This window comes from Geomonas oryzisoli (genome assembly GCF_018986915.1).
Taxonomy (GTDB): Bacteria; Desulfobacterota; Desulfuromonadia; order Geobacterales; family Geobacteraceae; genus Geomonas; species Geomonas oryzisoli.
Window position 1 is genome coordinate 1,837,533 of sequence record NZ_CP076723.1, and the last position, 26,453, is coordinate 1,863,985.

The 26,453-nt window shown below is 64.1% G+C and carries 21 protein-coding genes; 17 read left to right on the plus strand and 4 right to left on the minus strand.

Features of this window, described 5'->3' with window-relative positions; translation table 11 throughout:
- Window positions 1–37: 37 nt before the first annotated feature.
- Window positions 38–829, plus strand: coding sequence for a tetratricopeptide repeat protein (locus tag KP004_RS08190; protein WP_216801846.1), 792 nt, complete (start codon window positions 38–40; stop codon window positions 827–829).
- A gap of 307 nt (window positions 830–1,136) precedes the next feature.
- Here the strand turns inward: KP004_RS08190 and KP004_RS08195 are convergent, their stop codons facing one another.
- Window positions 1,137–2,240: an NAD(P)-binding domain-containing protein gene (locus tag KP004_RS08195; protein WP_216801847.1), complete on the minus strand. Its 1,104-nt coding sequence runs from the start codon at window positions 2,238–2,240 to the stop codon at window positions 1,137–1,139.
- Between the two features lie 164 nt (window positions 2,241–2,404).
- Here KP004_RS08195 and KP004_RS08200 point away from each other — a divergent pair, with 164 nt between their 5' ends.
- Window positions 2,405–2,761 carry a YtxH domain-containing protein gene (locus KP004_RS08200; RefSeq protein ID WP_216801848.1) on the plus strand — a complete coding sequence of 119 codons (357 nt, stop codon included), beginning with the start codon at window positions 2,405–2,407 and terminating at the stop codon, window positions 2,759–2,761.
- A 95-nt stretch (window positions 2,762–2,856) separates the two neighbouring features.
- Here KP004_RS08200 and KP004_RS08205 read toward each other — a convergent pair whose 3' ends face one another.
- Window positions 2,857–3,747 carry a phosphoribosylaminoimidazolesuccinocarboxamide synthase gene (locus tag KP004_RS08205; protein WP_216801849.1) on the minus strand — a complete coding sequence of 297 codons (891 nt, stop codon included), beginning with the start codon at window positions 3,745–3,747 and terminating at the stop codon, window positions 2,857–2,859.
- Window positions 3,748–3,854: 107 nt separating this feature from the next.
- On the minus strand, window positions 3,855–5,435 hold the full coding sequence (locus KP004_RS08210; protein ID WP_216801850.1) for a peptidylprolyl isomerase: 1,581 nt from the start codon (window positions 5,433–5,435) through the stop codon (window positions 3,855–3,857).
- A 242-nt stretch (window positions 5,436–5,677) separates the two neighbouring features.
- Here KP004_RS08210 and KP004_RS08215 point away from each other — a divergent pair, with 242 nt between their 5' ends.
- The 6 genes from KP004_RS08215 (at window position 5,678) to KP004_RS08240 (ending at window position 12,091) form a co-directional block, all read left to right on the plus strand.
- A complete protein-coding gene (locus KP004_RS08215) occupies window positions 5,678–6,721 on the plus strand; it encodes a rod shape-determining protein (protein ID WP_216801851.1) in 1,044 nt (347 codons plus the stop codon).
- 42 nt (window positions 6,722–6,763) lie between these two features.
- The gene (locus KP004_RS08220; RefSeq protein ID WP_216801852.1) at window positions 6,764–7,777 is read left to right on the plus strand and encodes a glycosyltransferase family 2 protein; all 1,014 of its coding nucleotides are present in this window, start codon (window positions 6,764–6,766) and stop codon (window positions 7,775–7,777) included.
- A gap of 33 nt (window positions 7,778–7,810) precedes the next feature.
- On the plus strand, window positions 7,811–8,380 hold the full coding sequence (gmhA, locus tag KP004_RS08225; protein ID WP_216801853.1) for a D-sedoheptulose 7-phosphate isomerase: 570 nt from the start codon (window positions 7,811–7,813) through the stop codon (window positions 8,378–8,380).
- A 42-nt stretch (window positions 8,381–8,422) separates the two neighbouring features.
- Window positions 8,423–9,007 (plus strand): D-glycero-beta-D-manno-heptose 1,7-bisphosphate 7-phosphatase, encoded by a 585-nt coding sequence (gmhB, locus tag KP004_RS08230; RefSeq protein WP_216801854.1) that lies wholly within the window; start codon window positions 8,423–8,425, stop codon window positions 9,005–9,007.
- Window positions 9,008–9,100: 93 nt separating this feature from the next.
- Window positions 9,101–11,329, plus strand: coding sequence for a Y4lR C-terminal helical domain-containing protein (locus KP004_RS08235; RefSeq protein ID WP_216801855.1), 2,229 nt, complete (start codon window positions 9,101–9,103; stop codon window positions 11,327–11,329).
- 3 nt (window positions 11,330–11,332) lie between these two features.
- Entirely contained in the window at window positions 11,333–12,091 is a 759-nt protein-coding gene (locus KP004_RS08240; protein WP_239026988.1) for a TSUP family transporter, read from the plus strand.
- Window positions 12,092–12,116: 25 nt separating this feature from the next.
- Here KP004_RS08240 and KP004_RS08245 read toward each other — a convergent pair whose 3' ends face one another.
- Complete coding sequence (locus KP004_RS08245) at window positions 12,117–12,785, minus strand: hypothetical protein (RefSeq protein ID WP_216801856.1); 669 nt, start codon at window positions 12,783–12,785, stop codon at window positions 12,117–12,119.
- Between the two features lie 151 nt (window positions 12,786–12,936).
- Here KP004_RS08245 and KP004_RS08250 point away from each other — a divergent pair, with 151 nt between their 5' ends.
- From KP004_RS08250 to KP004_RS08290, 9 genes are all read left to right on the plus strand, one after another.
- Window positions 12,937–13,140: a SlyX family protein gene (locus tag KP004_RS08250; RefSeq protein WP_216801857.1), complete on the plus strand. Its 204-nt coding sequence runs from the start codon at window positions 12,937–12,939 to the stop codon at window positions 13,138–13,140.
- A gap of 15 nt (window positions 13,141–13,155) precedes the next feature.
- Complete coding sequence (locus tag KP004_RS08255) at window positions 13,156–14,106, plus strand: aldo/keto reductase (protein WP_216801858.1); 951 nt, start codon at window positions 13,156–13,158, stop codon at window positions 14,104–14,106.
- A gap of 29 nt (window positions 14,107–14,135) precedes the next feature.
- A complete protein-coding gene (locus KP004_RS08260; protein ID WP_239026989.1) occupies window positions 14,136–15,026 on the plus strand; it encodes a glycyl-radical enzyme activating protein in 891 nt (296 codons plus the stop codon).
- Entirely contained in the window at window positions 15,027–17,387 is a 2,361-nt protein-coding gene (hypD, locus tag KP004_RS08265; RefSeq protein WP_216801859.1) for a trans-4-hydroxy-L-proline dehydratase, read from the plus strand. It abuts the gene before it with no gap.
- Between the two features lie 15 nt (window positions 17,388–17,402).
- Window positions 17,403–17,618, plus strand: a complete 216-nt coding sequence (locus KP004_RS08270; protein ID WP_216801860.1) for a DUF1653 domain-containing protein — start codon at window positions 17,403–17,405, stop codon at window positions 17,616–17,618.
- A 349-nt stretch (window positions 17,619–17,967) separates the two neighbouring features.
- Window positions 17,968–18,804 (plus strand): CheR family methyltransferase, encoded by an 837-nt coding sequence (locus tag KP004_RS08275; RefSeq protein WP_216801861.1) that lies wholly within the window; start codon window positions 17,968–17,970, stop codon window positions 18,802–18,804.
- Window positions 18,804–19,949, plus strand: coding sequence for an NrtA/SsuA/CpmA family ABC transporter substrate-binding protein (locus KP004_RS08280; protein ID WP_216801862.1), 1,146 nt, complete (start codon window positions 18,804–18,806; stop codon window positions 19,947–19,949). Before KP004_RS08275 ends, KP004_RS08280 begins: the two co-directional genes overlap by 1 nt.
- On the plus strand, window positions 19,946–24,037 hold the full coding sequence (locus KP004_RS08285) for a response regulator (RefSeq protein ID WP_216801863.1): 4,092 nt from the start codon (window positions 19,946–19,948) through the stop codon (window positions 24,035–24,037). Before KP004_RS08280 ends, KP004_RS08285 begins: the two co-directional genes overlap by 4 nt.
- Before the next feature lie 36 nt (window positions 24,038–24,073).
- A complete protein-coding gene (locus KP004_RS08290; protein ID WP_216801864.1) occupies window positions 24,074–26,062 on the plus strand; it encodes a response regulator in 1,989 nt (662 codons plus the stop codon).
- The last annotated feature ends 391 nt before the right edge of the window (window positions 26,063–26,453 follow it).

Here is a 26,453-nt window from a genome sequence, read left to right on the forward strand (position 1 = left end):
GCGCCAATGAAATCCGATTGGAGTCGTGGAGGTGGCAATGGCAACAACTTTTGACGAAAAGCTGGCAAGCGGCATAGCGCAGATGGAGTCCGGCGAATACGCCCAGGCTGTCGAGGCTTTCAAGGGTTGCATCGCGCTGGAGCCCCAGAATGCGGAGGGATACTTCTACCTCGGCGAGGCACACTCCGAGGCGGGGCAGGCCGATGACGCCATCGCGGCGCTCAAAAAGGGGCTGGAACTGGCACCGGGCGACCTGGACGGTCTGACCGCCCTGGGCGACGTCTACTTCGAATCGGGCAAGCACAAGGACGCCCTGGGGTGCTACCGCAAGGTGACCGAACTGCAGCCCAAGGATTGCGACGGCTACGTCAGCATGGGGCTCGTCTATAACGCCATGGAGCGCGCCGACGATGCGCTCAAGGCCTTCGAGAGGGCGCTGGAGCTCGACCCCGGCAACGTCTTTGCGCTGAACGCCATGGGGGATCTCTACTACGGTCTGGGCGACAACGAGAAGGCCATCGCCGCCTACCACCGCGGCATCGAGATCGATCCGACCGACGCCACCGCCCGCTTCAACCTGGGCGAGCTTTACTACGATATGGACGACCTGGAGGCGGCCGAGCGCGAGACCCTGGAGGCGATCCGTCTCGACCCCGATTTCACCATGAGCTACCTGACCCTGGGGAACATCTGCATCGACCAGGACCGCACCGCGGAGGCCATCAAGCACTTCGAGAATTACCTGAAGCGGGAGCACTCGCCCCAGGCCAGGGAGATGATCGCGGAGGTGAAGGCGGTGATCGAGGGGCTCAGGGAGGAGATGAAGTAGAGGCAGGGGCTGGGAGCTAGACTGGGGACCAGGGACTGGCTGAAGAACATAACTGATAAAGGGAAGGGGAGCCGAAGGGGGCTCCCCTTTTTTTTGTATAAAGGCAAATCCCCCTTTGACAAGGGGGGGACGTGAGAGGGAGGAGGGGAGGAGGGGACTGGCTCCGTCAGGTGCCTGTCCCCTTAGTGCTTGTGTAGCGCTTGGGATGCTGCAGTGCTTGGGATGCTGTAGCGCTTGGGATGCTGGCTGAGCTGAAAGACGCGTTCCGCGAAAGGGACAGGCACCTTGCGGAGCCTGTCCCTTCTGCTTATTTCTTGATCTTCTTGAGCATGGCCTCGATGACGTGATGGGCGTCGTTGACGGCGGTGTAGATCAGGTTGGGATGACGCTCTTCCTGGATCGCTCCCTGGTTGATGCGCATGTAGGAGGGGGAGATGGCGCCGCCGATCACGTAGACCCCCTTCCTGGTCGATTCGAAGTCCGCGGTCAGCAAGAGCAGGCGATCCCCTTCTTTGGCCACCTGGCAGACACCTTCGGCGCAGGCGATGGTCTGGACGCCGATCTTGTCGTAGATGGAGGTCGGGCCCTGGCTGCCAATGCAGGCGATGACGTTCTTCATGGGGAAGCTCATGGCGTGGTAGCGCTCGATGCCGCCCTCCATCTTGTCCTCGCTGACCCGGATCACCAGACGGTCCACACCTTCATCATCGACTTCGCCGATCCTCGGGGTCGCGCCGGGAAGAAGCCTGATGTTGCCGCCCAAAAGGATTTCCTCGCCCAGCCGCTGCGCGGTTTCCTTGTTCACGTCGAAGGTCTCGGCGACATGCGCCCAGTACACCGGCTCCTTGTCGTTGGCGTTCCTCTTCTCCTTCAGGATGGAGATGATGACGTCGGCGGCCGAGTTGCCGCCGCCGATCACCAGGGTGCGCACGCCGATGTATTTCTTCGGGTCGTCGAGCCCCTTGGCGACCATCTTGGCGTCGCCGTACACGGAGAGCTCCTTGGGGATGGAGCTGCCAAAGGCAAGAAGCACCTTCTTCGCCTGGAAGGTCCCCCTGGAGGTGTGCACCTTCAGGTAGTCGCGCCCCTCTTCGAGGTTCTCGAACTGGGTGTCGGTCAGTACGTTGAGCCCCTCGTGCTGGACGAAGTGCTGCACGTACTGGATGTATTTCTCAACGGTGACCGGTTTGTCAGGCGGACGCAGTTCCTCGACCAGGAAGGGCTCGGGGTTCTCCTTGGGTTTGGAGGGATAGACGTTCTTCCCTTCGGGATAGGTGTTGGCGATGCCCTGGAAAATGGACTTGCCGGATTCGATCAAGATATGGCTCAGGCCGTTTTTGTGACACAAGTAGGCGGCGGCCACACCACCTGGGCCTCCGCCGACGATTAGTACATCGTATTTCTGATCCATGGTGCTCCTCGCGGGTCTTTCACTGGATGTTCTATAACGGTACAACTATACACGTTTAGCCGGGGGCTTCCTAGCAATAATGAGAAGCGGGCTTGGCAAAGAGTCGGCATCGGGTAGTATAGGGAGGGCAGAGCTAAAAAAACGCTGGCGAAGGAGGAGGGGCTATGGCCGAAAGAGACAACAAGGTGATGGTTGGGGCACTGCTGCTCCTGGCCGGAGGGATCATCGGGGCAGGGGTGGCACTTATGTATGCGCCGCAAAGCGGCGAGAAAACCCGCAAGGAGATCGGACGCTACGCCAAGAAGGCGCGCCGCAAGGGCGAGGAGGCACTTGAGGCGGTGGAGGACTTCACCGAGCAGGTAGGCGAGATGGCCGAGGCGGTCGGTGAGCGCGCCAACGAGATCCTTGATCGCGGCAAGGACATGGCCTACAGCGCCAAGAAGGGGCTCCTCAAGGCCCTCGAGGACGGCGAGGCCAGGCTGATGAAGGAGAGGTCGAGGCTGGCCAAGCTGATAGGTTAGGGCGTCCCGCTAGGGGAGGGGGATGAAGACTGTTGAACGAAAAAAAGGCCCCGCATCGATGATGCGGGGCCTTTTACGTTTGAAGTGCGGGGATGCTAGATCCCCTTGCCGGTCAGCTTCACCAGCGCTTCCATGTACTTCTCGCCGGTCTTCTTGACGATTTCCTCGGGAAGCGGCGGTGCCGGGGCGGTCTTGCCCCAGTCCAGGGTCTCCAGGTAGTCCCTCAGGAACTGCTTGTCGAAGGAAGGCTGCGGGCCGCCCGGTTTGTAGCTCTCCTTGGGCCAGAAACGGCTGGAGTCCGGGGTCATGCACTCGTCGATGATGATCAGCTCGCCTTCGTAAATGCCGTACTCGAACTTGGTGTCGGCGATGATGATCCCTTTCTGGTCGGCCAGGTCGCGCGCCTTCTCGTAGATCTTCAGCGTTACCTCGCGTACCTTCTCGGAGATCTCCTTGCCGCAGATCTCGCACATCTGCTCGAAGGAGATGTTCTCGTCGTGGGTGCCGAGCTCGGCCTTGGTGGAGGGGGTGAAGATCGGCTGCGGCAGGCGGTCGCTCTCCTTGAGCCCTTCGGGGAGCTTGATGCCGCAGATGGCGCCGGTCTGCTGGTAGTCCTTCCAGCCGGAGCCGGAGATGTAGCCGCGCACGATGCACTCGGCCGCCAGCGGCTGGGCCTTCTTCACCCACATGGAGCGGCCTGCCAGGACGTCGGCGTAGGGCTGGCACTCAGCGGGGAAATCGGCCACATCGGTGGAGATGATGTGGTTCTTGATGATGTCTTCCATTTGGCGAAACCAGTAGGCGGAGATCTGGGTCAGGACGTAACCCTTGTTGGGAATTCCTTCGTTCATGATGACGTCGAACGCGGAGATCCTGTCGGTGGTGACGATGAGCAGCGTTTCACCGAGGTCGTAGATGTCGCGCACCTTCCCGCGTGCGGCAAGTTTGAGGCCGGGGAAGTCAGTGTTGAGTACCGGTGTTGTCATTGGTGCATTCTCCTTTTATTCGCGCTGAGCGTGAAAAGTGAAAGGTGAAGAGTGCACCCGCACCCTCCACCTCGCACTGTAAGCTGTTTTTCTTCCCTGCTGCCCGATTAGTCCTGGAGCACCAGCGGGTTGATGTCGATCTTCGCCTTGTCGCGCAGCCCCTTGATCCACTTGTCCAGGGCCTCCTGCTGCTTCTTGGGCAGCAGGGCCGCCTTGATGGTGCCGGAGTTCTTGGCGAGGTCGGTAAGCGGCGCCTCGGTGCGGGACTTGAGCGCCACCGCGTACCAGCGGTCGCCCACCTTGACGGGCTGCTTGGCGGCCTGGTTGGGAGCGTTCAGGGTGAAGGCCGCTTCCATCAACTCGGGGGAGGTACCGATGGTCGGGACCGCGCCGGTCGGAGCGTAGCCGAAGCTGCCGGTTTCCTTGGCGGCGACGCCGCCTTTGCCAAGCTGCTGCAGCGCTTCCTCGGCCTTCTTCTTGGCCAGGTCGGCGGCCTTGACCTCGACGGCCTTGGCTTCCACGGCACCCCTGATCTGGGCCAGCGGCGGCACAGCGGCCGGCTTCTTGTCCAGCACCTTGACCAGGTAGATCCCCTTGGAGGTCTCGACCGGACCGCCGAGTTCGCCCTGCTTGAGGGCGAAGGCGCGGGCGAGGACTTCGGTTTCGCCGGCAAGGGCGGCGGCCGGCGCCTTGGCGGTGAACAGCGGGGTCTTCTCGACCTTGCCACCGAGGGCTGCCGCGGCCCCGTCCAGGTCGCCGTTGGCTTTGAACTTGTTGACCGCCTCGGCGGCCTTCTCGTAGGCTTCCTTGGCCGCCTTCTGTTTCTGGGCGTCGGCGGTGGCCTTGTCTTTCACTTCGGCGAACGGCAGTATACCACCTTTGCCCTGGTAGCGGTCGATGTTCTTCTGGTAGAAGGTCTGCACCTCATCCGGGGTGACGCTCACCTTGGCGGCGATCTGGGCGGGGTTCACCACGGTGTAGGCGATGGAGGCCTGCTCCGGGGTCTTGAACTCGTTCTGGTGGTCCTGCAGGTAGGAGGTGAGCTCCTGGTCGGTCAGCTTGATGCTCCCCTTGACATCGGCGGGGGAGAAGGAAACGTAGGCGAGGTTCACCTTGTCGTTTTGCTTCTTGAAGGCTTCTTTCACCTCGGCATCGGTCACCGTGGCGGATTCTTTGATCTTGTTGCGGGTCTTCTGCAGCACCATCTCCTGTTCCTGGGACTCCTCGAAGTCCTTGGGGGTGATGCGGTTCGCTTTGAGGGTCTGCTGGTAGATGCCGAAGTCGAAGGCGCCGTTTTTCTGGAAGGCGGGGATCTTCGCGATCTCTGCAGCCACCTGGTCCTTGTTCACCTTGACGCCCATCTTCTTCGCCTCGTCCAGGACGAGGACGTTGTCGATCAGGGTGTCGATGGTGAGCTTCTTGATCCCCATCTGCTTTTCCAGTTCGGGGGTGAGGCTGCGGCCGTAGATCTGCTCGTAGAGACCGCGGGTGCGGTAGTAGCTCTTCTGGAACTCGTCCAGGGATATCTTGGTGCCGTTCACCGTTGCCGCATAGCTCTTGCCACCGCGCCCGTCACTGCCGCCTTTACCCCAGACCAGGAAAATGGTCCCTATGAAAGAAAGAACGATGACGACGAATACAACCTTGATGACAATGGATTGCTTGTACTTCCTCATTACGCCTAGCATTCCGGTTCGGCTCCTTTGCGCACATAATAATAGAGTCTAATTCACAATCAAGAGTGGCGAATGATAATATACTTTAATCGCAAAAGCAACGGTAGAATGAAGCAGTATACCGGCCGTGGCAGGGCCGGCATGACTCAAGGCGCGGGTTTTCTTTGTTGCAAGGGTGCGTACTATTTGCTATATTTCCACCTTTGACGCCGGGCAGGGGCCCGGTTATTGCGATAATTCAAAGGAGTTCATGCATGCTCAAGTTTCTCGATGCCTTTTTCGGCATGTTTTCTAACGACCTGGCCATCGACCTCGGCACGGCCAACACCCTCGTCTACCTCAAGGGCAAGGGGATCGTGGTGCGCGAGCCCTCCGTGGTGGCCGTTCAGAAGATGCCGAACGGTCAGCAGAAGGTGCTTGCCGTCGGTATGGAGGCAAAGAAGATGCTCGGTCGCACTCCCGGCACCATCACGGCCATCCGGCCGATGAAGGACGGGGTCATCGCCGATTTCGACATCACCGAGGAGATGCTGCGCTACTTCATACACAAGGTTCACAACAGAAAGACCCTGGTCCGTCCCAGGATCGTCATCTGCGTCCCCTCCGGGATCACCCAGGTTGAGAAGCGCGCCGTCAAGGAGAGCGCCGAGTCCGCGGGCGCCCGCGAGGTGTACCTGATCGAGGAGCCGATGGCGGCCGCGATCGGTGCGGGGCTCCCCATCACCGAGGCTTCCGGCAACATGATCGTCGATATCGGCGGCGGCACCACCGAGGTCGCCGTGATCTCCCTGGCCGGCATCGTCTATACCAAAAGTGTCCGGGTGGGCGGCGACAAGATGGACGAGGCCATCGTCCAGTACATCAAACGCAAGTACAACCTCCTGATCGGCGACCGCATGGCCGAGCTGATCAAGATCGAGATCGGCGAGGCGTACCCCGGCACCCAGCTTCTGCACATGGAGGTCAAGGGGCGTGACCTCGTCTCCGGGATCCCCAAGACCACCGAGATCGACTCCAACGAGATCCGCGAGGCGCTCTCCGAGCCGGTTACCGCCATCGTCGACGCGGTGCGCAACTGCCTGGAGCGCACCCCGCCCGAACTGGCGGCGGACCTTGTCGACAAGGGCATCGTCCTGGCCGGCGGCGGCGCACTGCTCCGAAACCTCGACGTGCTGCTGCGCGAGGAGACCGGGCTCCCCGTGGTGACCGCGGAAGACCCGCTTTCCTGCGTCGTGCTCGGTTCCGGCAAGGTGCTGGACGAGCTCGCGCTGCTGCGCAACGTTGCGGTGAGCTCCTAGTTTCCCGTTCTTCCATTTGCCGTTTCTACCCGAGGGATCTCCATGACCGACGCTATCATAGACGTCATCATACCCGTTTGGAACCGGCCCGAAGAGACTCGAAACTGTCTGGTCAACCTGATCAACCACACCCCGAACGCCCGGTTTATCATCGTCGATTGCGGCTCCGAGCGCGACACCGAGAGGATGTTGCAGGAGTTCGCGGACGGGCTGGACGAGCGCGCCCTTTTGATGCGCGACGACAGCAATATCGGGTTTGTCCGTGCCGCCAACCGCGGTTTCGAGAGCTCGACGGCCCCTTTCCTGGCCCTGGTGCGCAGCACCAGCATAGTAACCGCCCGCTGGCTCGACCCGCTGCTGCAGTTCGCCCAGGAGCACCCGCAGGCCGGCATCCTGCTACCCTGTCTCGATCCCGGTGAACCCTTTGAGGGACCCTGCGAGGTCGAGAGCGCTTCCTTCGCCGCCATGGTGCTTCGCCGCGAGCTGTACCAGGAGACCGGCGGCTTCGACGAATCCCTGGACGGGGGCGCCTGGTGCCTCAAGGATTTCACCAGGCGCGCCTGCGCCAAGGGGTACGTCACCTGCCAGGTGCCCGGCCCCGCGGTCAGCCACCAGGAAGAGGTGCCGCTGGGGTCGGAGCTGAGGCGCCGTGAGACCCTGCAGAGGAGCCTGACCACGTTCCGCGAGCGCTGGGGCGAGGGGGGGAGTTACCTGCTGCACGTTCCCAAGGGGGTCGAGCTGGACCTGCTGCGCCAGAAACTCGACTGGCTGCTCCAGGGGGCGCGCCACGGAGACTGCTACACGGTGCTGCTGCCCCATGCGCTGAACCAGGCCGCCCAGCTGTCGGGACTCACCTGCCTGCACGAGAACGTGAAACTGGTGCCGCTGCCCCGGCTGGCCTGGGACGGCATGAAGCGCCGCATGTACGAAAAGCTGATCGCCCAGCGCCCCGGCACCATGCCGGTCACCGCGGTGGACGGGCTGCCGTTTCCCTGGAGCGAGCGCTACCTCTCGTTCTCGGAGCTCACCGAGCGGATCAAGGCCCGGGTCCACTAGCACCCCTGCGGGGAGCCGCAGCACGGAGGGTTGATGAAAGAAGAGATCAAGGCCCAGCTTCAGGCCCACGCCCACGTCATAGCGGCGCTCGAAAGGGACCTCTGTCCGTCCCTGGAGAGCGCCGTTTCGCTTTTGGCCGCGGCGCTGCGCGACGGCAAGAAACTCCTCGTGTTCGGCAACGGGGGCTCCGCCGCCGACGCCCAGCACTTCGCGGCCGAGATCGTGGGGCGTTTCAAGCTGGAGCGGCGCGCGCTTCCGGCCATCGCCCTCAGTACCGACACCTCCATCCTCACCGCCGTGGGCAACGACTACGGCTTCGAACGCATCTTCTCCCGGCAGGTCGAGGCGCACGCCGTCGAGGGGGACGTGCTGGTGGGCATTTCCACCAGCGGCAACTCCCCCAACGTGCAGCTGGCCCTGGAGGCGGGGCAAAAGCTCGGGTGCCGCAGCATCGCCCTTTTGGGCCGGGACGGAGGGTGCATCAAGGGTGTGGCCGAGCTCTCCCTGGTGGTGCCCAGCAACGACACGCCGAGGATCCAGGAGGGGCATATCACCATGATCCACATCCTGTGCGACCTCGTGGAGCGGGAACTTTTTTCATGACGGCACGGCTGGGTTAGGTCAGCAAGAAAGGCCAGGGTATCCATGGGCAAGCAGCGTGCGGTTTTCCTCGACCGCGACGGAACCATCAATCACGAGGTGCAGTACCTGAGCAGGGCGGAGGACTTCCGTCTCATCCCCGGGGTTCCCTACGCCCTGCAGCGGCTCAAGGACGCCGGTTTTCTCCTGGTGGTGGTCACCAACCAGTCCGGGATCGGTCGCGGCCTGTACGACGAGGCGGCGCTGCAGGCGGTACACGACCGCATGCACGAGGAGCTGGGGTATTTCGGCATCACCATCGACGCCTGCTACTTCTGCCCGCACCATCCCGAGCACGGCGTCGGCGACTACCGGGTGGAGTGCAGCTGCCGCAAACCGCTGCCGGGCATGCTGGAGCAGGCGGCCCTCGACTTCGACATCGACCTGTCCCGCTCGTACATGATCGGGGACAAGCTGGGCGACATCGAGGCGGGGATCAACGCCGGCTGCAAGTCGCTCATGGTGCTCACCGGCTACGGTGCTACCGAATCGGCGCGGCTCCCCAAAGGGGTGCGGGCCTACCTTGACCTCCAGGCCGCGGTCGAGGCGATCCTGGTCGCCGAAGGGAAGAGGAAACGCAAGAAGGGGTGAACCGGCAGCGCAGCATGACGACCGCCTCCTTTCAGCGGCCGCTACCGACCGGTCCCCGCACCGGCAGGAGCGGCCTTTTTCACAGGAGTGGGCATGAAGCCGTACCACCAGATCTTTCCGAATGCGGCCGGGGGCACCATGACCCTGGAGCTGCTGGCGCAAAGTGGTCGGATCCCGAAGGGGAGCTACGCCTTCGTCGAGTGCTACTGCACCAGTCCCGGGTGCGACTGCCGCCGGGTCACCCTGTTGGTGCTGGACCATAAACAGCGGCAAAAAGCGATGATCAGCCTGGGCTTCGACGGCGACGGTCCCTTCTCGGGTCCCTACCTGGACGGTTCCAGCTACCAGGTTCCCTACGCCCCTGAGCTCCTCGATTTCTGCGTGCATACCCTCAACTCCCGGCCGGACTGGGTGGAGCGGATGTACCGGCGCTACCGTGAAGTGCGGGAACTGATCGACGGCATCCCCTACCGCGGCAGGCCGTTCCCGCTCCCCGGCGACCTTTTCTACCGTGCCATGCCGGCGCCGGACCTGGAGAGAATGCTCACCGAGTCGGTCCGGCACGGCTTCACCCCCAGCTGCCCCCAGCCCCCCTGCGCCGGACAGGGGGAGCCGTCGGGGACCATGCGCCTGGTCGATCTGTACGCCCGATCCGGGGTGAGCGCGCCGGTATCGATCCTGCTCACCCTGCAGGATGAGCTGCACCGCCACCTCCTGGCGGACCCGCTCGCGGTGGAGGAGCTGGCGGCCCTCCTGGCGGCCCTTGGACGCTGCGCCACTGTTGATCATGACCGGATCTCGGCGGCCCTGAGGATGCTCGCTCTTACCCTTGAGTTCTACCAGGTGGAGACGGCGGGAGGGCGCCCGGGGGCGAGGCAGCAGCTGCAGCGGCTGCAAAGCGCGCTCGCGCTGCGGGTCTACCGGGAGAGGAGCAGCATGGAGCTGCGCCTCTCGGTGACCGACATCCTGGTGCGCAGCCGCTTGAACCTGATCCCCGAGTTGCAGGCCATCTGCCGCGAGGGGGAGGGTGAGGCGGAGGGACGACTCGATCTGACCGCGGCCTCGAGTGAGGAGTTCGTTCCCGGCATACTCAGGCATTTCGCCTCGGCGGGGCTGACCTGTCCCTTTGCCGGCGCGCAGGAGATGCTGGAACTGTTCGCGGTGAACGACCCGGAGCTGAGGCCGGGGCTGACCTGGGAACTGCTCACCGCCGATGCGCCGTTTCTGCGCGAGATCGCCGCACTGCTCATCTTCAACGCCGAGCCGGAGCTCTCCCGCGAGGTGGCCCGCATGCTGGTCTCGGTGGCGGGGGCGACGCTCACGCCCACTACGCTGCGGCGCCTGATCATGGCCCGCAACTGGTTTCCGGAACCGACCCGAAGCATCGTGGACCAGACCATCAGCAACGCGCGCCGCGCCCGGGTGCCGTGCGCCCACCTGGAGCCCCCGGACGAGGAGGCGGTGTACGCCAGCTGCCTGGACGGCTCGGGCATGCAGGTGTTCCACGTCATCGTCGCGGACCAGGCCGCCTATGCCGGCTGCACGCTGATGCTGCAGGAGGGGGGCGGCATCGTCGACTGCACCGTGGTGCGCCTGGAGACCCGCAGGGACAGGGAGGATTTCGTCAGCACCGCCCGCAGCCAGCGCTGCTGCCTCCAGTCGACCGGCGAATACCTGGACCGCCGCGTGGGGATGGCGATCGCGGCCGGGAGCGAAGCGGGCCGCGTGCCGGGACACTGGCTGGTGCGGGCTGCGGAGCTCTTGGGGCGCGACCACTGGAAAGGATGCCTCCTGGACCCTCGGGAGACGCTGCGGCAACTGGGGGAAGAGGTTGTAGGGGACGGGGGAAAAGGGGACAGGCACCTGCGGAGCCAGTCCCCACTGCGGAGCCAGTCCCCAGAGGCCGACGACGGTCCCAGCGCGGAACTGCTCGCCCTGGAGGAGTCGGGACAGTGGCACCGCTACCGCGCGCTGTTCGGCAACTGGCGGGTGGAGGGAAGCGCCGTCGATCGCGTCATCGAGTCGGCGCGCGCTGGGAGAAGCACGGTCAAGACAGCCACTGTGCTGGAGCGGCTGTGCGACCAGGTCCTGGAGCAGCAGCGCCCCGTTCTCCTGGAACGGCTGGTGCTGCAGACGCTCTGGCTGAAGGCGGCGGCAGGGGAGGCGCCCATCCGCTGGCAGCAGATGTATCACGTGGCGCAGGCAGTCGCCGACCAGACCATAGCACTAAAAGAGATTCCGTTGGCAGTATCGATAGCACGGCAGAGTTACACGGCATACCGCAAACGTAACGAAAACAGCAGGCAGGGGAGTGGCAGTTAGATTATGGAAGTTTCACCGGTTCTTTTTCCCGTCCTGTTCCTGACCGGCGCAGTCGCCGGTTGTATTGACGCCATCGCAGGTGGTGGCGGGCTTATCACCATCCCGGTGCTGCTCGGCCTCGGGTTGCCGCCGCAGGCGGCGCTGGGCACCAACAAGCTGCAGGCCAGTTTCGGCTCCTGCAGCGCCATGGCGCACTTCGTCAAGGCGGGCACGGTCAACCTGCGCGATGCGCTTCCCGGCGTCATCTGGACCACCATCGGCGCCATTCTCGGCTCCTATACGGTGCAGCAGATCGATCCGGGCTTTTTGAAGAAGTGCATCCCGTTTCTGCTGCTCTCCATCCTCTGCTACACCATCTTCACGCCGAAGCTCGGCGCCGAGGAGGTGCACCCGCGCCTGCCGCGCCGGCTCTTCTACGCTCTGGCGGGGCTCGCGCTCGGCTTCTACGACGGCTTCCTGGGACCGGGGACCGGCTCCTTCTGGGTCATCGCCATCATGCTGGGGCTCGGCTTCGATATGCGCAAGGGGACCGGGTACACCAAGCTCTTCAACTTCGTGAGCAATATCGTGTCGCTGGTGGTGTTCGTGGCGGGCGGCCACGTGCTCATCTGGGCGGGGCTGCTGATGGGGGCGGGGCAGGCGGCCGGCGCACGGGTCGGGGCCAGGCTGGTCATCCACAAGGGGACCCGGTTCGTGAGGCCGGTGTTCATCTGCTCGGTGCTGGCGGTGACGGCGAAGCTGTTTTGGGATAGTTACCGGTAAAACCGGTGGACGGCGGCAACCTGCGCTATATCTCGCGCAGGTTGCCGGCCTCGGTTTCGGCTCCCAGGTCGCGGGCATTCAAGTCCTGCTCCAGATGACCTAGCAACTCGCTTACCTGCTGCACATAGACCTGCGGCACACCCTCCAAAAGCCGCAGGGCGTTGTCCAACCTCTTGGCGGCGGAAACGGCGGCCTTCAACGGCACCAAGGGGTTCGGCTCTTCACGCAACGCGGCTATTTCCTTGAACTTCTTCAAGACGGTCGGATGACTCTTGTCATCCTCGACGACACGCTTTCTCAAATCGCCATACTCTTCGGCGGAAAATCCCTTCTCTTCCTTGGCCTGACGCAACAGGTCTATGGACCTGAAGTCGGGCAGGGGACGCAACTCCTCACGCCGGTCCAACAACTGCGGCTCTTCTTTCTCCATGAAACGGTAGGCCATGGTCAGCTTCTCGGCGGTACCACGCTTGATGCGGATCTCCTGCACGCAGTACTCTTCAAAGGTCCCGTAACCCCACTCGCGAAAACGACCCCTCTTGCTGACGTCCAACAGCTTCTCGCCCAATTCGACCCACGACGACTTGAAACGCTTCGCCTTGTCCAACACCTCGTACCGGTCGCTCCCCGGCTCCAGATGCTGCATGATGGCTTCGATGTGACGCTCGCTGCTCGACTTCGGTGTTTCCTGCATCGCTTCCTCCTGTGCCCGGCACTTCACGCGCTCAAAGCGAGAGCGAAATTATCAGAATCCGTCCTGTTTTTGAAGTTTTTTATCTTGGCTATCGGTTTGAATCGGGTTAAACTTTTGCCTGCTTCACAACCGGCACCATAAGGAGCTCACTATGGAACAGCGTCTGACTGACATGGAGATGCTGATCATGCACCAGGGTCACATCATCGACCAGTTGAACGAGGTGGTCACCGGGCAGCAGGCCCTCATCGATCAGCTCACCAAGGAATTGAAGATCATCAAGGAACACCTGCGCGGCCTGAGCGCTTCCGAAAACAGGCTCCCCTCCGAGGAAGAACCTCCGCCACATTACTAACCGAACAGGAATCACATGAAGAAAGTTGCCCTCGGCTGCACCGGTCTCCGCATCAATCCTCTCGTTTTCGGCACCCTTCCGCTTGGTCCCCTGCAGGCATCCCTCTCTCCCGAGGAGGGGGGGCGCCTGATCCGCTACGCCCTGGAACGCGGTGTCAACCTCTTGGACACGGCGGAACTCTACCAGACCTACCCGCACATCCGCTCCGCTTTGGCGGGCTTCACCGGCGAGGTTCTCATCGCCTCCAAGACCCACGCCAATACGGCTCAGGCCGCGCGCGGCCACGTGGAGCGGGCTTTGACCGAGCTCGGCCGTGAGCGACTGGACATCGTGCACCTGCACGGTGCCCGGGTGGCCGACCCCTTCGTGGAGCGCCCGGAGGTGATCGAGACCCTGCTCAGGATGAAGGAGGAGGGGAAGATCGCCCACGTGGGGCTTTCGTCGCACTTCGTGAGCGCCATGAGAAAATCGGTGGCGCACCCGGAGATCGAGGTGGTGCACCCGCTCATCAACCGGACCGGCATGGGGATCATCGACGGCACCCACGAGGAGATGTCCGCCGCCATCGCGGCCTGCGCCGCGGCGGGGAAGGGGGTGTACGCCATGAAGGCGCTGGCGGGGGGAAACCTCATATCGACGGCACGCGAGAGCCTGCGCTTCGTGCTGGGGCTCGCCGGGGTGCACGGCATCGCCCTGGGCATGCTCTCCGAGGCGGAGATCGACGGCAACCTGGCGCTCTTCCAGGAAGGGCGCGCGGACGACACGCTCTGGACCACGCTGGAGGGGAGAAGGCGCAAGCTCACCATCATGGAGGCCTTCTGCAAGGGGTGCGGCGCCTGCGTGCCGGCCTGCACCAACAACGCACTGGCCATGGTGGACGGCAAGGCTAAGGTGGACGACGAGGCCTGCATCCTGTGCGGCTACTGCGGGGCGGCTTGCCCGGAGTTTATGATCAGGGTGGTGTAGGGGACGGGGCTGGGGGGGCAGGGATCGCCATGACTGAGGGCATCATCTTTAATGTGCAACGCTACTCGCTGCACGACGGACCGGGCATCCGGACTACGGTCTTCCTGAAGGGATGCCCGGCACGCTGCTGGTGGTGCCATAACCCGGAAAGCCAAAACCCTTCTCCACAGACGGCCTGGTCCCAAAACCGCTGCATCTCCTGCGACGCCTGCCTCCTGGCCTGCCACGAAGGACTTAAACCACGCGAGGCCTGCCGGGCCTGCGGCGACTGCGCAGAGGCCTGCCCTACCGGCGCTCGCGAACTGCTCGGTACACCGACTTCGGTCGAGGAGGTGCTGCACCTCATCCTCAAGGACCGCATGTTCTTCGAGGACTCCGGCGGCGGGGTCACCTTCTCCGGGGGCGAACCGCTGTGCCAGCCCGCTTTCCTCAAGGAACTCCTGCTCGCCTGCCGCGCCCGGGGCATCCATACCGCCGTCGATACCGCGGCGCTCTGCCCGCCGGAAACCCTGCTCGACCTCGCGCCGCTGACGGACCTCTTCCTGTTCGACCTGAAGTGCGCGGACGATGCGCTGCACCAAAAGGGAACCGGCGTGGGCAACGCCCGCATCCTGGACAACCTGACACGGCTGGGACGGATGCACCGGAACATCTGGCTCAGGATCCCGGTCATCCCTGGCTTCAACGACACGGAGGCGGAGATGACGGCGCTCGCGGATCTCGCCGCCCGCGCCGCCGGGGTGCGCCAGGTCTGGCTGCTCCCCTACCACGGCACCTGGGCCGCCAAGCCGGCACGGCTGGGCACGGAGCCCGCCGCCGAGGCTCTGGCCGCTCAGACGCCGGCGCCGCAAACGATGGAACATTTCGCCCGGCTCTTCGCAGCCCGGGGATTGGATACGCAGATAGGAGGGGGAGCATAGATGACCGGAAGAATACAACGACTGCGCCAGGAAAGCCTTGCCGCCGAACCCGCCATTTCCGCCGAGCGGGCGCTGCTGCTCACCGAGTTTTACCGCGAAAACGAGGGACGCTGGTCCGTCCCGGTCATGCGCGCCAAGTCCTTCCATTACCTGTGCGAGAAGAAAACGATCTACATCGGCGAGGGGGAGCTGGTGGTGGGGGAGAGGGGACCGGCGCCGAAGCTTGTCTCGACCTACCCGGAGCTCACCTGCCACTCCGTCGAGGACCTGCGCATCCTCAACTCGCGCGAACTGACTTCCTACCGGGTCGACGACGCCTGCCTCAAGGCGTACCGGGATACGGTGATCCCGTACTGGGGCACGCGCAGCCTGCGTGACAAGATCTTCGCGGCCCTCCCCGAGGAGTGGCACGAGGCCTATAACTACGGCATCTTCACGGAGTTCATGGAGCAGCGCGCCCCCGGGCACACGGTGCTGGACGACAAGATCTACAAAAAGGGGCTCCTCGACTTCAAAAAGGAGATCGCGCAGGCCATCGCGGCGCTCGATTTCGCGACCGACGCCGACGCCTGGTCCCGCCGCGAGCAGCTGACCGCGATGGACATCTCCTGCGACGCCGTCATCCTCTTCGCGGAGCGCCACGCCAAACTCGCCGAGAGCATGGCCGCTGCCTGCACCGACCCCGCGCGCAAGCAGGAACTCCTTAAGATCGCGGCCAACTGCCGCTGGGTTCCGGCGCACGCTCCCTCCGACTTCTGGGAGGCGCTGCAGTCGTACTGGTTCTGCCACCTGGCGGTGATCACGGAGCTGAACGGTTGGGACGCGTTCAGTCCCGGGCACCTGGACCAGCACCTGTTCCCCTTCTACCAGGCCGAGCTGTCCAAGGGGTCGCTGACCCGGGAGGTCGCCCGCGAGCTGCTGGAGTGTTTCTTCGTCAAGTTCAACAACCACCCTTCGCCTCCCAAGGTCGGGGTGACCGCGGCGGAGAGCGGCACCTACACCGACTTCGCCAACATCAACCTGGGCGGGCTCCTCCCGGACGGCTCCGACGGCTCCAATGATGTCTCGCACCTGCTTTTGGACGTGATCGACGAGATGCATCTCCTGCAGCCGTCCAGTAACGTGCAGTTGTCGCGCAAGTCGCCGGACGCGTTTTTGAAGCACACCCTCAAGGTGGTGCGCAGCGGCTACGGCTTCCCGTCCATCTTCAACGCGGACGCGGTGGTCGAGGAACAGCTGCGCCAGGGGAAAACCCTGGTGGACGCCCGCGCCGGCGGTTGCAGCGGCTGCGTCGAGGTGGGGGCCTTCGGCAAGGAGGCCTACATCCTGACGGGCTATTTCAACCTGGTGAAGATGCTGGAGCTCGCCCTGCACGACGGCGTCGATCCCTTGACCGGGGTGCAACTCGGACCGAAGACCGGGACCGCTGCGAGTTGCGGCAGCTTCGACGAGCTGTTCGAGGCATTCCGCGCCCAGCTCGCCCACTTCCTGGACATCAAGATCCGCGGCAACCGGCTCATCGAGATGATCTACGCCTCCCAGATGCCGGCGCCCTTCCTGTCGGTGCTGACCGATGACTGCATCAGCAGGGGCGTCGACTACAACGGGGGGGGCGCCCGCTACAACAACAGCTTCATCCAGGGGGTGGGGATCGGGAGCATCACCGACGCGCTCTCGGCCATCAAGGAGCACGTCTTCGAGCGCAGCACCCTGTCACTAAGCGAGCTGGTGGCAAAGCTCGATACCGATTTTGCCGGCGACGAGCCGCTCAGGCAGCGCCTGTGGAACAAGACCCGCAAGTACGGCAACGACGACGATTACGCCGACGACCTGATGCGGCTGGTCTTCGACGCCTTCTTCAACGAGGTGGACGACCGTCCCAACACCAAGAACGGCGTGTACAGAATCGAGATGCTTCCCACAACCTGCCACGTCTACTTCGGCTCCGTCACCGGCGCGACCCCCGACGGGCGCAGGCGCGGCACACCGCTCTCCGAGGGGATCTCCCCGGTGCAGGGTGCGGACCGCGGCGGCCCGACCGCGGTGATCCGCTCGGCCGGCAAGATGGACCACATCAGAAGCGGCGGCACGCTGTTGAACCTCAAGTTCTCCCCGACGCTCCTCTCCGATGCAGGCGGCCTGGACGGCGTGGCGAGCCTGGTGCGGAGCTACTTCCGGATGGACGGGCATCACGTCCAGTTCAACGTGGTGAACGTGGAAACCCTGAAACGGGCGCAGGCGAACCCCGCCGAGCACCGCGACCTGATCGTGCGCGTCGCCGGGTACAGCGATTACTTCTGCGACCTTTCGACCGAACTGCAAGACGAGATCATCACCCGGACCGAGCACACCTCGTTCTAGGGAAGGGGAGGGAGCATGGCCGTGGCCCCGGGACGGTACCGCCACTACAAAGGGAATTACTACGAAGTTATCGGCACGGCCAGGCACAGCGAGACCGAGGAGCCCATGGTCGTGTACCGCCCCCTCTACGGCGAGGGGGGGCTCTGGGTGCGTCCCGAGGCGATGTTCCTGGAGACCGTGCTCGTGGACGGCAAGCCGGTACCGCGCTTCAGCCCCTGCCCGGAAGATTGACCAGGCCGGCCCCGTGTCGGGGCCGACCACATCCGCCTTACCCTTCTCTTTTTCCCCGTGATACCGCCTTCGGGATGGATCCTCACGGAGCCCCCCTCCCAGCCTCCCCCCTCCAGGGGGAGGGGCTTTTGAACTCACAACGGCCTTGCCCACTGACACAGATCCAGTCCTCACAGAATGTTTACGAAAGTTGTTCTTTTGTATCGTTTTATAAAGTTGATTCTCATTGACTTGTGATAGTGAAAGGGTGTAATTGAAGTTTGCCTATTCTAAGCCTCAAGTTCCCTGTGCCAATGCCGACCTAGTCAATGTGACATTTGAGCTTTAGCACTCTTCCTGGAGGATCTGCTTGGGTGAGCCGGCAGTCGAGATACTGAGTTTTCTCACCGATCATTTCGGGGAAGATTTCCAGTCCTATTCCCAATCCCTTGCGGAAAAGCGCATCGCCGAGCGGATGAAGCAGCTTCGCTTTACCGCACTGGCTGAGTATCGCGAGTTTCTTAAGGCCGATCCCGACGAACCCGCCTATCTTTCCCGCATGCTGCGCATCAGGTTCAGCAGCTTCTTCCGGGACCCGCTCCAGTTCGAACTCTTGAAATCGCAGGTCATCTCCAGCCTGCTCCCGGTCTCCACGCAGGGGGGCTTTTTGCGCGCCTGGTCCGCCGCATGTGCCGGCGGCGAGGAGGCCTGCTCGCTCGCCATCATCATCGACGAGACATTGCAACTGCTCGACGTGTATCCCAAGGTGCAGATCTTCGCCACCGACGTGGCCGAGGACGCGCTCGAGGAGGGGCGGGCCGGATATTACGGGGCGGGAAGCCTGGGCGGCGTGACCTTGCAGCAGCTTAAGGCCTACTTCACCCCCGACGGCAGCGGCTACCGGATTTTGCCCAGAATCCAGTCCATGATCAGCTACGGCCGTCATGACCTGCTCGATCCCCATACCTACGCGCCCCCCGAATCCCTGTTCGGCGGCTTCGATCTCATTTCCTGCCGCAACTTCCTCATGTACCTCGACCCGCAGGCCTACCTGAGGGTATTCGACAACCTGTTCCGCGCCCTGAACCCGGGAGGCGTGCTGTTTCTGGGCAAGGCCGAATCCGTCCCCGAGCGCTACCACAAGCACCTGGTGCGGATCTTCGAATGCGGCAACCTGTACCGCAAACAGCTCACCGGGAGGACCTGATGCGTGCCGTGACGAGATGTCTGTCGATCGCCCTGCTGATCTCGTTGTTGATGCCGCTTTGGCTGTGCGGCTGTTCCCGCAAGGACGACGACCGCGGCGCTGCCGGGAAAGGGGCGGCGGCCGACAGGTACGCCGGGTACCGCTTCGGCGGAGACGAGGTGATCGACCTGGGCTCGCAGCCGCTCACCCTGCCGGAGGGGGCGGTGGCGGAACTGGTTTCCCGCGATGCCGTCCTCGCCTCCCGGCTGGCCGACGGCGGAGTCTCGGTGCGGGTGCATCCCTTCTTCAAGGGGAGGGATCTGGCCGAGTTCCTCAGTTCGGGGAAGCTCCAGGGGGGCATCTTCGCGGACATGCCCGCACTGACTGCAGCCGCCACCGGCGACTTCGTCTGCGTCGGACTCCTGAAGCAGGGCTTCGCCACCATCATCTCCAGAAAACCCATGCTGGTGCGCGAACTGAAAGGGAGGCGGGTGGCGACGGGGCTTGGATCGGCCGCCCATTTCACCCTGCTGAGCGCGCTGCAAAACGAGGGGCTGAGCGAGGGGGACATCACGCTGGTGCCGATGGAGGTAAGCGACATGCCCAACGCGCTGGCGCAGGGGAAGATAGATGCCTTCAGCGCCTGGGAGCCGACGCCGACCCTTGCTTTCGCCGCCCACCCCGAGTACCACATGGTGCACAAGGGGGTGAGCTACGGCTTTCTCTGCCTGCGGCGCGACTTCGTCCGCAGCCACCCGGACCAGGCCCGGGAAGTTGCCGCCGCCGTGGCCAGAGCGTGCGCCTGGATGCGCGGCCCCCACGGGCTCGAGCAGGCGGTCGGCTGGACCGCCGCATCGGCTGCGCGCCTGCAGGGGGCGCCCTTCCTGGTGCCGCGGCCCGCGATGGGGACCATCGTCCGCAACGACCTGCTCAACGTACCCGGTGCACCGCGCATCACGGCGACGCTGCTGAGCGAAGACGGGCTGCTTTACAAGAAGTTCACCTTCCTGAAGCGCACCGGAAAGATCCCTGAAAGCACACCGTGGGCCAAGATGCGCGACTCTTTTGATACTGAAATGATGCGGCAGGTCATGGCCGAGGGCGACCGGTTCGCCCTGCAACGATTCGACTACCGCAACCCTGACTCTTCGGATGGTGCTCAATGAAAAGACTGCTCTTGCCGACGCTGAAAGGGCGTCTGGCTTTCTGGTTCACCGCGATCTGTCTCGTCCCGCTGGCGGTGTTCACCACGGCGATCTATTCGCAGCGGGTGCAGCTGGCACGGTCGCTGATGCTGGACAAGCTCTCTGCAGTCACGGCGCTGCGCCAGGACCAGATCAACTCGATGCTCGACAACCTTTTAAGCGACGCTTCCACGTTGGGATCGGGAAAATCGGTGCTGGTCGCGGCGCAGGCGCTGATGGCCGACCCCGCCGCCTGGTCCGGCGCCGCCGCAACGGACAGTCTTAAGCTGCTGCGCGGCTACCAGGACGAGTACGAGCCGGTCGCCGACGTCTCCGTCGTTGCGGAGAACGGCACCATCCTGCTCAGCACCGATCAGGCCAGGAGGGGGCACCGGGTCGCCCGACCCGAGATGATCGTCACCGCCCTCAACGACGCGGTGCCGGTGATCGGCGAGGCGTACCTGCTGGGTAGCGAGGTGAACGCGAGCCTCGACATCGCCGCGCCGATCAAGAAGGGGGGGGGCGAGGGGGGCAGGTCTGCCGTTGTGGTGCGCTACAACCTGCGCAAGCTCCTCAGCGTCACGCTGGAAAACAGCACCGGCATGGGCAAGACCGGAGAGGTCGTGCTGGTCGACCGCAACGTGCGGCCCCTGATCGAGCTGCGCGGCATCCCCAATGCCGTGCTCAAGGTGAAACTGACCGGCAAGCCCGCGCTGCTGGCGGCAGGGGGGCAAAGCGGCATCGCCCAGACCATAGACTATCGCGGCGTCGACGTCCTCTCCGCCTATTCCCACATCCCGCGCACCGGCTGGGGGCTGGTCTGCAAGCAGGACTCTTCCGAGGTCCTGGCGCCGATCCGGCGGGCTCTCTACCTCACCTACGGCCTGGCCGCCGTCATCTCGCTGCTGGTCTGGGGCTTCGCCCTGAAGCTCGCCGGCGGGATCTCCGCACCGCTGGTCAAGCTCTCCGAAACCGCGAACGAACTGGGGGAGGGTCACTACGAGGCGCGCGTCGAGGCGGAGGGGACTCTCGAGCAGATCTCGCTGGCCGGTTCCTTCAACGCCATGGCCGATACCCTGCAGATGAAGATGGCGGCGCAGCAAGGGTTCGCGCGGTTGTCCGAGCACCTGGTCGATGCGGTGAGCCTGGACGATTTCTTCAAGAAGCTCCTCCCCGCCTTCGTCGACGTTACCGGCGCCAGGATGGCGACCGCTTTCGTGCAGGACGGCGCGGGCGACGACTTCGTTCCGGCACACGCCATCGGGGCAGACTGCGCCAGGATGCGCCGCTGCAGCCGGTCGCAGCTCGAGGGGGAACTAGGCATACTGCTCACCTCGCGCAGGATCGCGCGCTTCTCCCCCGGCCCCGGCGGGGAGTCCCTGCGCTTTGTCACCCCCTTCGGCGAGATCGTCCCGGCGGAACTGGTGACGGTGCCGGTAGAGGCCGACGGGGAGCTGCGGGCCTTCGTCTCGCTCGCCTCGGAACACCCGTTTCCGCTTTGGGTGCACGACACGCTGGAGATGGTCCGGGTGCCGCTTGGCTCAGCCTTCTCCCGGGTGGTGGCGGCCGAGGACGTGCGCCGGCTCGCCTCAGAGCTTGCCATCAAGAACGCAGAGCTGGTGCAGCAGTCCGAGGAACTGGTGCAGCAGTCCACCGAGCTTGCCCAGCAGTCGGACGAGCTCGCCCGCCGCAACCGGGTCCTGGACCAGCAAAAACAGCTCCTCGAGGAGGCGACCCGCCTTAAGAGCGAGTTTCTTTCCAACATGAGCCACGAGCTGCGCACGCCCCTCAACTCGGTGCTGGCGCTGTCGCGGGTGCTGGCGGTGCAGGGCGCGCAGCGGCTCAGCGAGGAGGAACGCGGCTACCTGGGCATCATCGAGAAAAACGGCAAGCATCTGCTCTCGCTGATCAACGACATCCTGGATCTCGCCAAGATCGAGTCGGGTCGCCTCGACCTCTTCATGGAGTCGGTGGAGCCGGCCAAGGTGGCCGCCGAGGTGGTCGACAGCCTGGCGGTGCTCGCACGCGAGAAGGGGGTAGCCCTCTCGCTGGTCGTGCCCGAGCCGCTCCCCCCGATGCGGATCGACGTCAAGAAGCTGCGCCAGATGCTGCAGAACCTGGTGGGGAACGCGGTCAAGTTCACTTCCGAGGGATCGGTCACCGTGCGCCTGACCGTGCAGGCGCAGGAAATCGTCTTCGAGGTGGCGGATACCGGGATCGGCATCGCCCCGCGTTACCTGGAGAGCATCTTCCACGAGTTCCGCCAGGCCGACGGTTCCACCTCGCGCTCCTACGAGGGGACCGGGCTCGGGCTCGCCATTGTCAAGAAGAGCGCCCTTTTGCTGGGAGGGGACGTCGGCGTCACCAGCGAGGTCGGGAAGGGCTCCGTCTTCACCCTGCGTCTGCCGCTCGACTGTGCCGGCGGCGAAGCGGTCCGGGAACCCGCCCCGGAGGCGGTACCGGTGCAGGCGTGGCAGGCGCCGCAGCCCCAGGTGAGATCCGTACTGGTGGTGGACGACGACCAGGAGGCTGTGTCCCTGATCACCGCTCACCTGGCCCAAGCCGGTTTCGACACGTTAAGCGCCCTGAACGGGCCGGATGCGCTGCGGCTTGCCCGCGCCCACCGCCCCTTCGCCATCACCCTCGACATCATGATGCCCGAGATGGATGGGTGGGAGGTCATGAGGGCGCTCAAGGAACATCCCGAAACCGCCGATATACCGGTTATGATCATCTCCCTCTCCGAGGACCGCGCCACCGGCGTCGCCCTGGGAGCGGTCGGTGTGATCAGCAAGCCGGTCGGCAAGGAACAGCTCATGGACGCCTTCGCGCGCCTCACCGGCGCCGGGTGCCGCCTGGTGCTGGTGGTCGACGACGCCGAGTACGACCGCTTCTTCCTCGCCTCCCTGTTCAAGGAGCAGGGGCTCGACGTGCTGCTGGCCGAGAGCGGCCCCGAGGCGCTCGAGCTGGCCGTCACCGATCACCCCGACCTGATCACGCTGGACCTCCTGATGCCGGGGATGGACGGCGCCGCGGTGCTGGACCGGTTGCGGTCGAACTCGTCCACGGCGGACATCCCGGTGGTGGTGATCACCTCCAAGGAGCTCTCCCACAGCGAGCTGGAGCGGCTCTCCAGCGGTGTGAGTGCCGTCATCTCCAAGAACGGGCTTGAGCGGCGTGCGGTCCTGGACGAGCTGGTCAGGAGCCTCAACCGCCTCGGGTGGCGGCTGCCGCAGCGCGACCCCGGCCAGGGGGCCCGGATCCTGATCATCGAGGACAGCGAGGCCGCCACCGTGCAGCTCCGCTTCGCCCTCGAGTCGGCCGGGTTCCGCGTGGATGCCGTGTCGGGGGGGCGTTACGCGCTCACCTACCTCAAGTCCCACGTACCCGACGGCATCGTCCTCGATCTGATGATGCCGGAGGTGGACGGTTTCCAGGTGCTGGAGGCGGTCCGTGCCAGCAGCCTCACCGCCGCCGTGCCGGTGATGGTGATGACCGCCAAGACGCTCTCCCCGGGTGAATTCGAGCGGCTCAGGGGACTGCAGGTGCGCCAGCTGGTGCAGAAAGGGGACGTCGAGCTCCAGGAACTGCTGCAGCGGGTCTACGAGATGCTGGGGTGCGACAATCTGTTCCGGACGGGGAGCGGCTCCGCCCCTCCCGCGCGGCCGGACGCACCGAAGTGGGAAGGAAACGGCTCCGTGCTGGTGGTGGAGGACAACCCGGACAACCTGGTCACCCTGAAGGCCGCACTGGGAGGGAAGTACCCCATCGTGGAGGCGTGCGACGGAGCCGCCGGGCTCGATGCCGCCCGGAGCGCGCCGCCGTCACTGATCCTGCTGGATATGCACCTGCCGGTGCTGGACGGCTTCACGGTCCTGAAGCGGCTCAAGGAAGACCCGGCCACGGCCTCCGTCCCGGTGGTGGCGCTCACGGCGAGCGCCATGGCCGGGGATCGCGAGAAGGTGCTGGCGGCGGGGTGCGCCGGATACCTTTCCAAGCCTTACCAGCCCGAGGAGCTGCAGGAGCTGGTCGCGAGTTTCCTTGCCCCGCAGGGGGCGGACCCGGTGTAGCAGGCGGTGTCAGTATCCCGAAAGGACCCAGTGATCATGAAGCTTCTTGCCATCGACGACAACCAGGACAACCTACTCACCCTGAGCGCGCTGCTGAAGACCTTTTTACCGGAGGCACAGCTGATCACGTCCCAGTCGGCGCAGGACGGGATTCGGCGGGCCGCCATGGAGGCGCCGGACGCCATCCTGCTCGACATCCAGATGCCGGGCATGGACGGCTTCGAGGCCACCCGGCGCCTGAAGGCTGCCGCTTCTACGCAGCACATCCCGGTCATCCTGGTTACCGCCCACCGAAGCGACTCCACCTGTCGCGTCATGGGGCTTGAGTGCGGCGCGGACGCCTTCCTCTCCAAGCCCTTCGACGAGGCGGAGCTGGTGGCCCAGATCAAGGCGATGGTCAGGATCAAGCGCTCGGAGGACGCCCTGCGCCATGAGCGTGACTCCCTGGAAGCGCTGGTGCAAAGAAGGACCTCGCAGCTGTTGCAGGCGAACGTCGAGCTGCAGCAGAACCTGGAGCGGCTGGCGCAGAACGAGGCCCGCTATTCGCGCGCCGTGCGCGGCACCAGCGACGGCCTGTGGGACTGGGACCTGGTCAGTAACGACTACTACTATTCACCCCGCTGGAAGGAGCTGCTGGGCTTTGCCGACGACGAGCTTGAGAACCGGCCTGAGACCTTCTTCGACCGGCTCCACCCCGACGAGCGTGCCGAGGTGCAGGAGTCGCTCTGCGCGCACTTCCTGGGGCACACCCCCTTCGATCAGGAGATCAGGTTGAGGACGCGGGGGGGAGAGTATCTGCGGGTACGCTGCCGCGGCCAGGCGGAATGGGACGGAGCGGGGGAACCGGTCCGGATGTCGGGCGCGATCACGGACATGACCGAGCGGCAGCTCATGGAGGAGCAACTGCGCCAGGCCCAGAAGATGGAAGCCATCGGCCAGCTGGCCGGCGGGGTCGCTCACGATTTCAACAACGTCCTCACCGTCATCGCCGGCTACGCCAACATCCTCAAGATGGACCTCGGCACGGAGAGCCCTCAGCACGAGTTGGCGGACCAGATCTCGGCGGCCGCCGAGCGCGCGGCGCAGCTCACCCGCGGACTGCTCGCCTTCAGCCGCAAGCAGGCGATGAACCAGCAGCGCTGCGACCTGGGGGAGATCGTGCACCGCGTCGAACAGTTCCTGGGGCGGGTCATCGGCGAGGACATCCAGCTGAAGACCGAGACCCTTCCCGAACCGCTGCCGGTGCAGGTCGATCTGGCCCAGATGGAACAGGTACTGATCAACCTGGCGGCCAACGCCCGCGACGCCATGCCGGGGGGCGGCGTCTTCACCATCGCCACCGGGGTACGGGACGGCGAAGGTCACGGCTACGGCGACCCGGCCGGGCGCTGCGCGGTCATCATCGTGGCCGACAGCGGGGAGGGGATGGACGACGAAACCAGCCGCAGGATCTTCGAGCCTTTCTTCACCACCAAGGAAGTGGGGAAGGGGACCGGTCTGGGGATGGCCATCGTCTACGGCATCGTCCAGCAGCACAAGGGGAACATCAGGGTCAGCAGCAAGCCGGGGGAGGGGACCGTGTTCACCATCGAGCTACCGCTGGCCGAAGGGAGCGCGGCGCTGGAATCGGTGCTCAATCCGCAGTCGCTGCCGCAGACCGGGACCGAGACCATACTGGTCGCCGAGGACGATCCCAACGTGCGCAGCCTGGTGGATATGGTGCTCACCCGGCACGGTTACCAGGTGATCCTGGCGGAAGACGGCGAGGAGGTCGTGCACCGCTTCGCCGCCCAGCAGGATGGGATAGAGCTGGTCCTGATGGACATCATCATGCCCCGCAAAAACGGCATCGAGGCGTACGCCGAGATCAAGAAGATCCGGCCCAAGACGAAGGTCATCTTCACCTCGGGGTACACCGCGGATTTCATACAGAGCCGGGGGATGCAGGAGGGGGTCGAACTGATCATGAAGCCGGTGCAGCCGGTGGAGCTGCTGCGCAAGGTGAGGGAGGTGCTGGAGCGTTAAATGCCCCACCGCTTGATTACGAAATCTTACATTAAAACAAATTATTCTTATCGATTTCCTCCTTTTTTGTGTGGGAATATGCAGCCGACTTGATCCCGCATATCACGCATAAATTGATGTCTTTATATGGTTTTCCCTAAAACCGCCTCCCGGTCGAGGCGGTTTTTTCGTTTCAAGTATTCCAATACTACGATTTTTGAGTGGAACGGATGATGCTCTGATTGGGGTTAACTGCCCACCGATTGGGTGAAGCTCCCGTATCGGTGTTGGATGTGTTGACGGTTAAGTCGTTGTTCCAATTGACTTAAATTGTTAAACATCCCGGCGGTCTATTTTGAATTTGAGTTTTTATCCTGTTTTCAAGCTGAGTGGTTTACCCCAACGGGTGGGA

What these genes read in the sequence shown, in the direction of transcription:
- KP004_RS08190 (WP_216801846.1), top strand. Translation starts at nt 38, where the DNA reads ATGGCAACAACTTTTGACGAAAAGCTGGCAAGCGGCATAGCGCAGATG.
- KP004_RS08195 (WP_216801847.1), bottom strand. Translation starts at nt 2,240, where the DNA reads ATGGATCAGAAATACGATGTACTAATCGTCGGCGGAGGCCCAGGTGGT.
- KP004_RS08200 (WP_216801848.1), top strand. Translation starts at nt 2,405, where the DNA reads ATGGCCGAAAGAGACAACAAGGTGATGGTTGGGGCACTGCTGCTCCTG.
- KP004_RS08205 (WP_216801849.1), bottom strand. Translation starts at nt 3,747, where the DNA reads ATGACAACACCGGTACTCAACACTGACTTCCCCGGCCTCAAACTTGCC.
- KP004_RS08210 (WP_216801850.1), bottom strand. Translation starts at nt 5,435, where the DNA reads ATGCTAGGCGTAATGAGGAAGTACAAGCAATCCATTGTCATCAAGGTT.
- KP004_RS08215 (WP_216801851.1), top strand. Translation starts at nt 5,678, where the DNA reads ATGCTCAAGTTTCTCGATGCCTTTTTCGGCATGTTTTCTAACGACCTG.
- KP004_RS08220 (WP_216801852.1), top strand. Translation starts at nt 6,764, where the DNA reads ATGACCGACGCTATCATAGACGTCATCATACCCGTTTGGAACCGGCCC.
- gmhA (WP_216801853.1), top strand. Translation starts at nt 7,811, where the DNA reads ATGAAAGAAGAGATCAAGGCCCAGCTTCAGGCCCACGCCCACGTCATA.
- gmhB (WP_216801854.1), top strand. Translation starts at nt 8,423, where the DNA reads ATGGGCAAGCAGCGTGCGGTTTTCCTCGACCGCGACGGAACCATCAAT.
- KP004_RS08235 (WP_216801855.1), top strand. Translation starts at nt 9,101, where the DNA reads ATGAAGCCGTACCACCAGATCTTTCCGAATGCGGCCGGGGGCACCATG.
- KP004_RS08240 (WP_239026988.1), top strand. Translation starts at nt 11,333, where the DNA reads ATGGAAGTTTCACCGGTTCTTTTTCCCGTCCTGTTCCTGACCGGCGCA.
- KP004_RS08245 (WP_216801856.1), bottom strand. Translation starts at nt 12,785, where the DNA reads ATGCAGGAAACACCGAAGTCGAGCAGCGAGCGTCACATCGAAGCCATC.
- KP004_RS08250 (WP_216801857.1), top strand. Translation starts at nt 12,937, where the DNA reads ATGGAACAGCGTCTGACTGACATGGAGATGCTGATCATGCACCAGGGT.
- KP004_RS08255 (WP_216801858.1), top strand. Translation starts at nt 13,156, where the DNA reads ATGAAGAAAGTTGCCCTCGGCTGCACCGGTCTCCGCATCAATCCTCTC.
- KP004_RS08260 (WP_239026989.1), top strand. Translation starts at nt 14,136, where the DNA reads ATGACTGAGGGCATCATCTTTAATGTGCAACGCTACTCGCTGCACGAC.
- hypD (WP_216801859.1), top strand. Translation starts at nt 15,027, where the DNA reads ATGACCGGAAGAATACAACGACTGCGCCAGGAAAGCCTTGCCGCCGAA.
- KP004_RS08270 (WP_216801860.1), top strand. Translation starts at nt 17,403, where the DNA reads ATGGCCGTGGCCCCGGGACGGTACCGCCACTACAAAGGGAATTACTAC.
- KP004_RS08280 (WP_216801862.1), top strand. Translation starts at nt 18,804, where the DNA reads ATGCGTGCCGTGACGAGATGTCTGTCGATCGCCCTGCTGATCTCGTTG.
- KP004_RS08285 (WP_216801863.1), top strand. Translation starts at nt 19,946, where the DNA reads ATGAAAAGACTGCTCTTGCCGACGCTGAAAGGGCGTCTGGCTTTCTGG.
- KP004_RS08290 (WP_216801864.1), top strand. Translation starts at nt 24,074, where the DNA reads ATGAAGCTTCTTGCCATCGACGACAACCAGGACAACCTACTCACCCTG.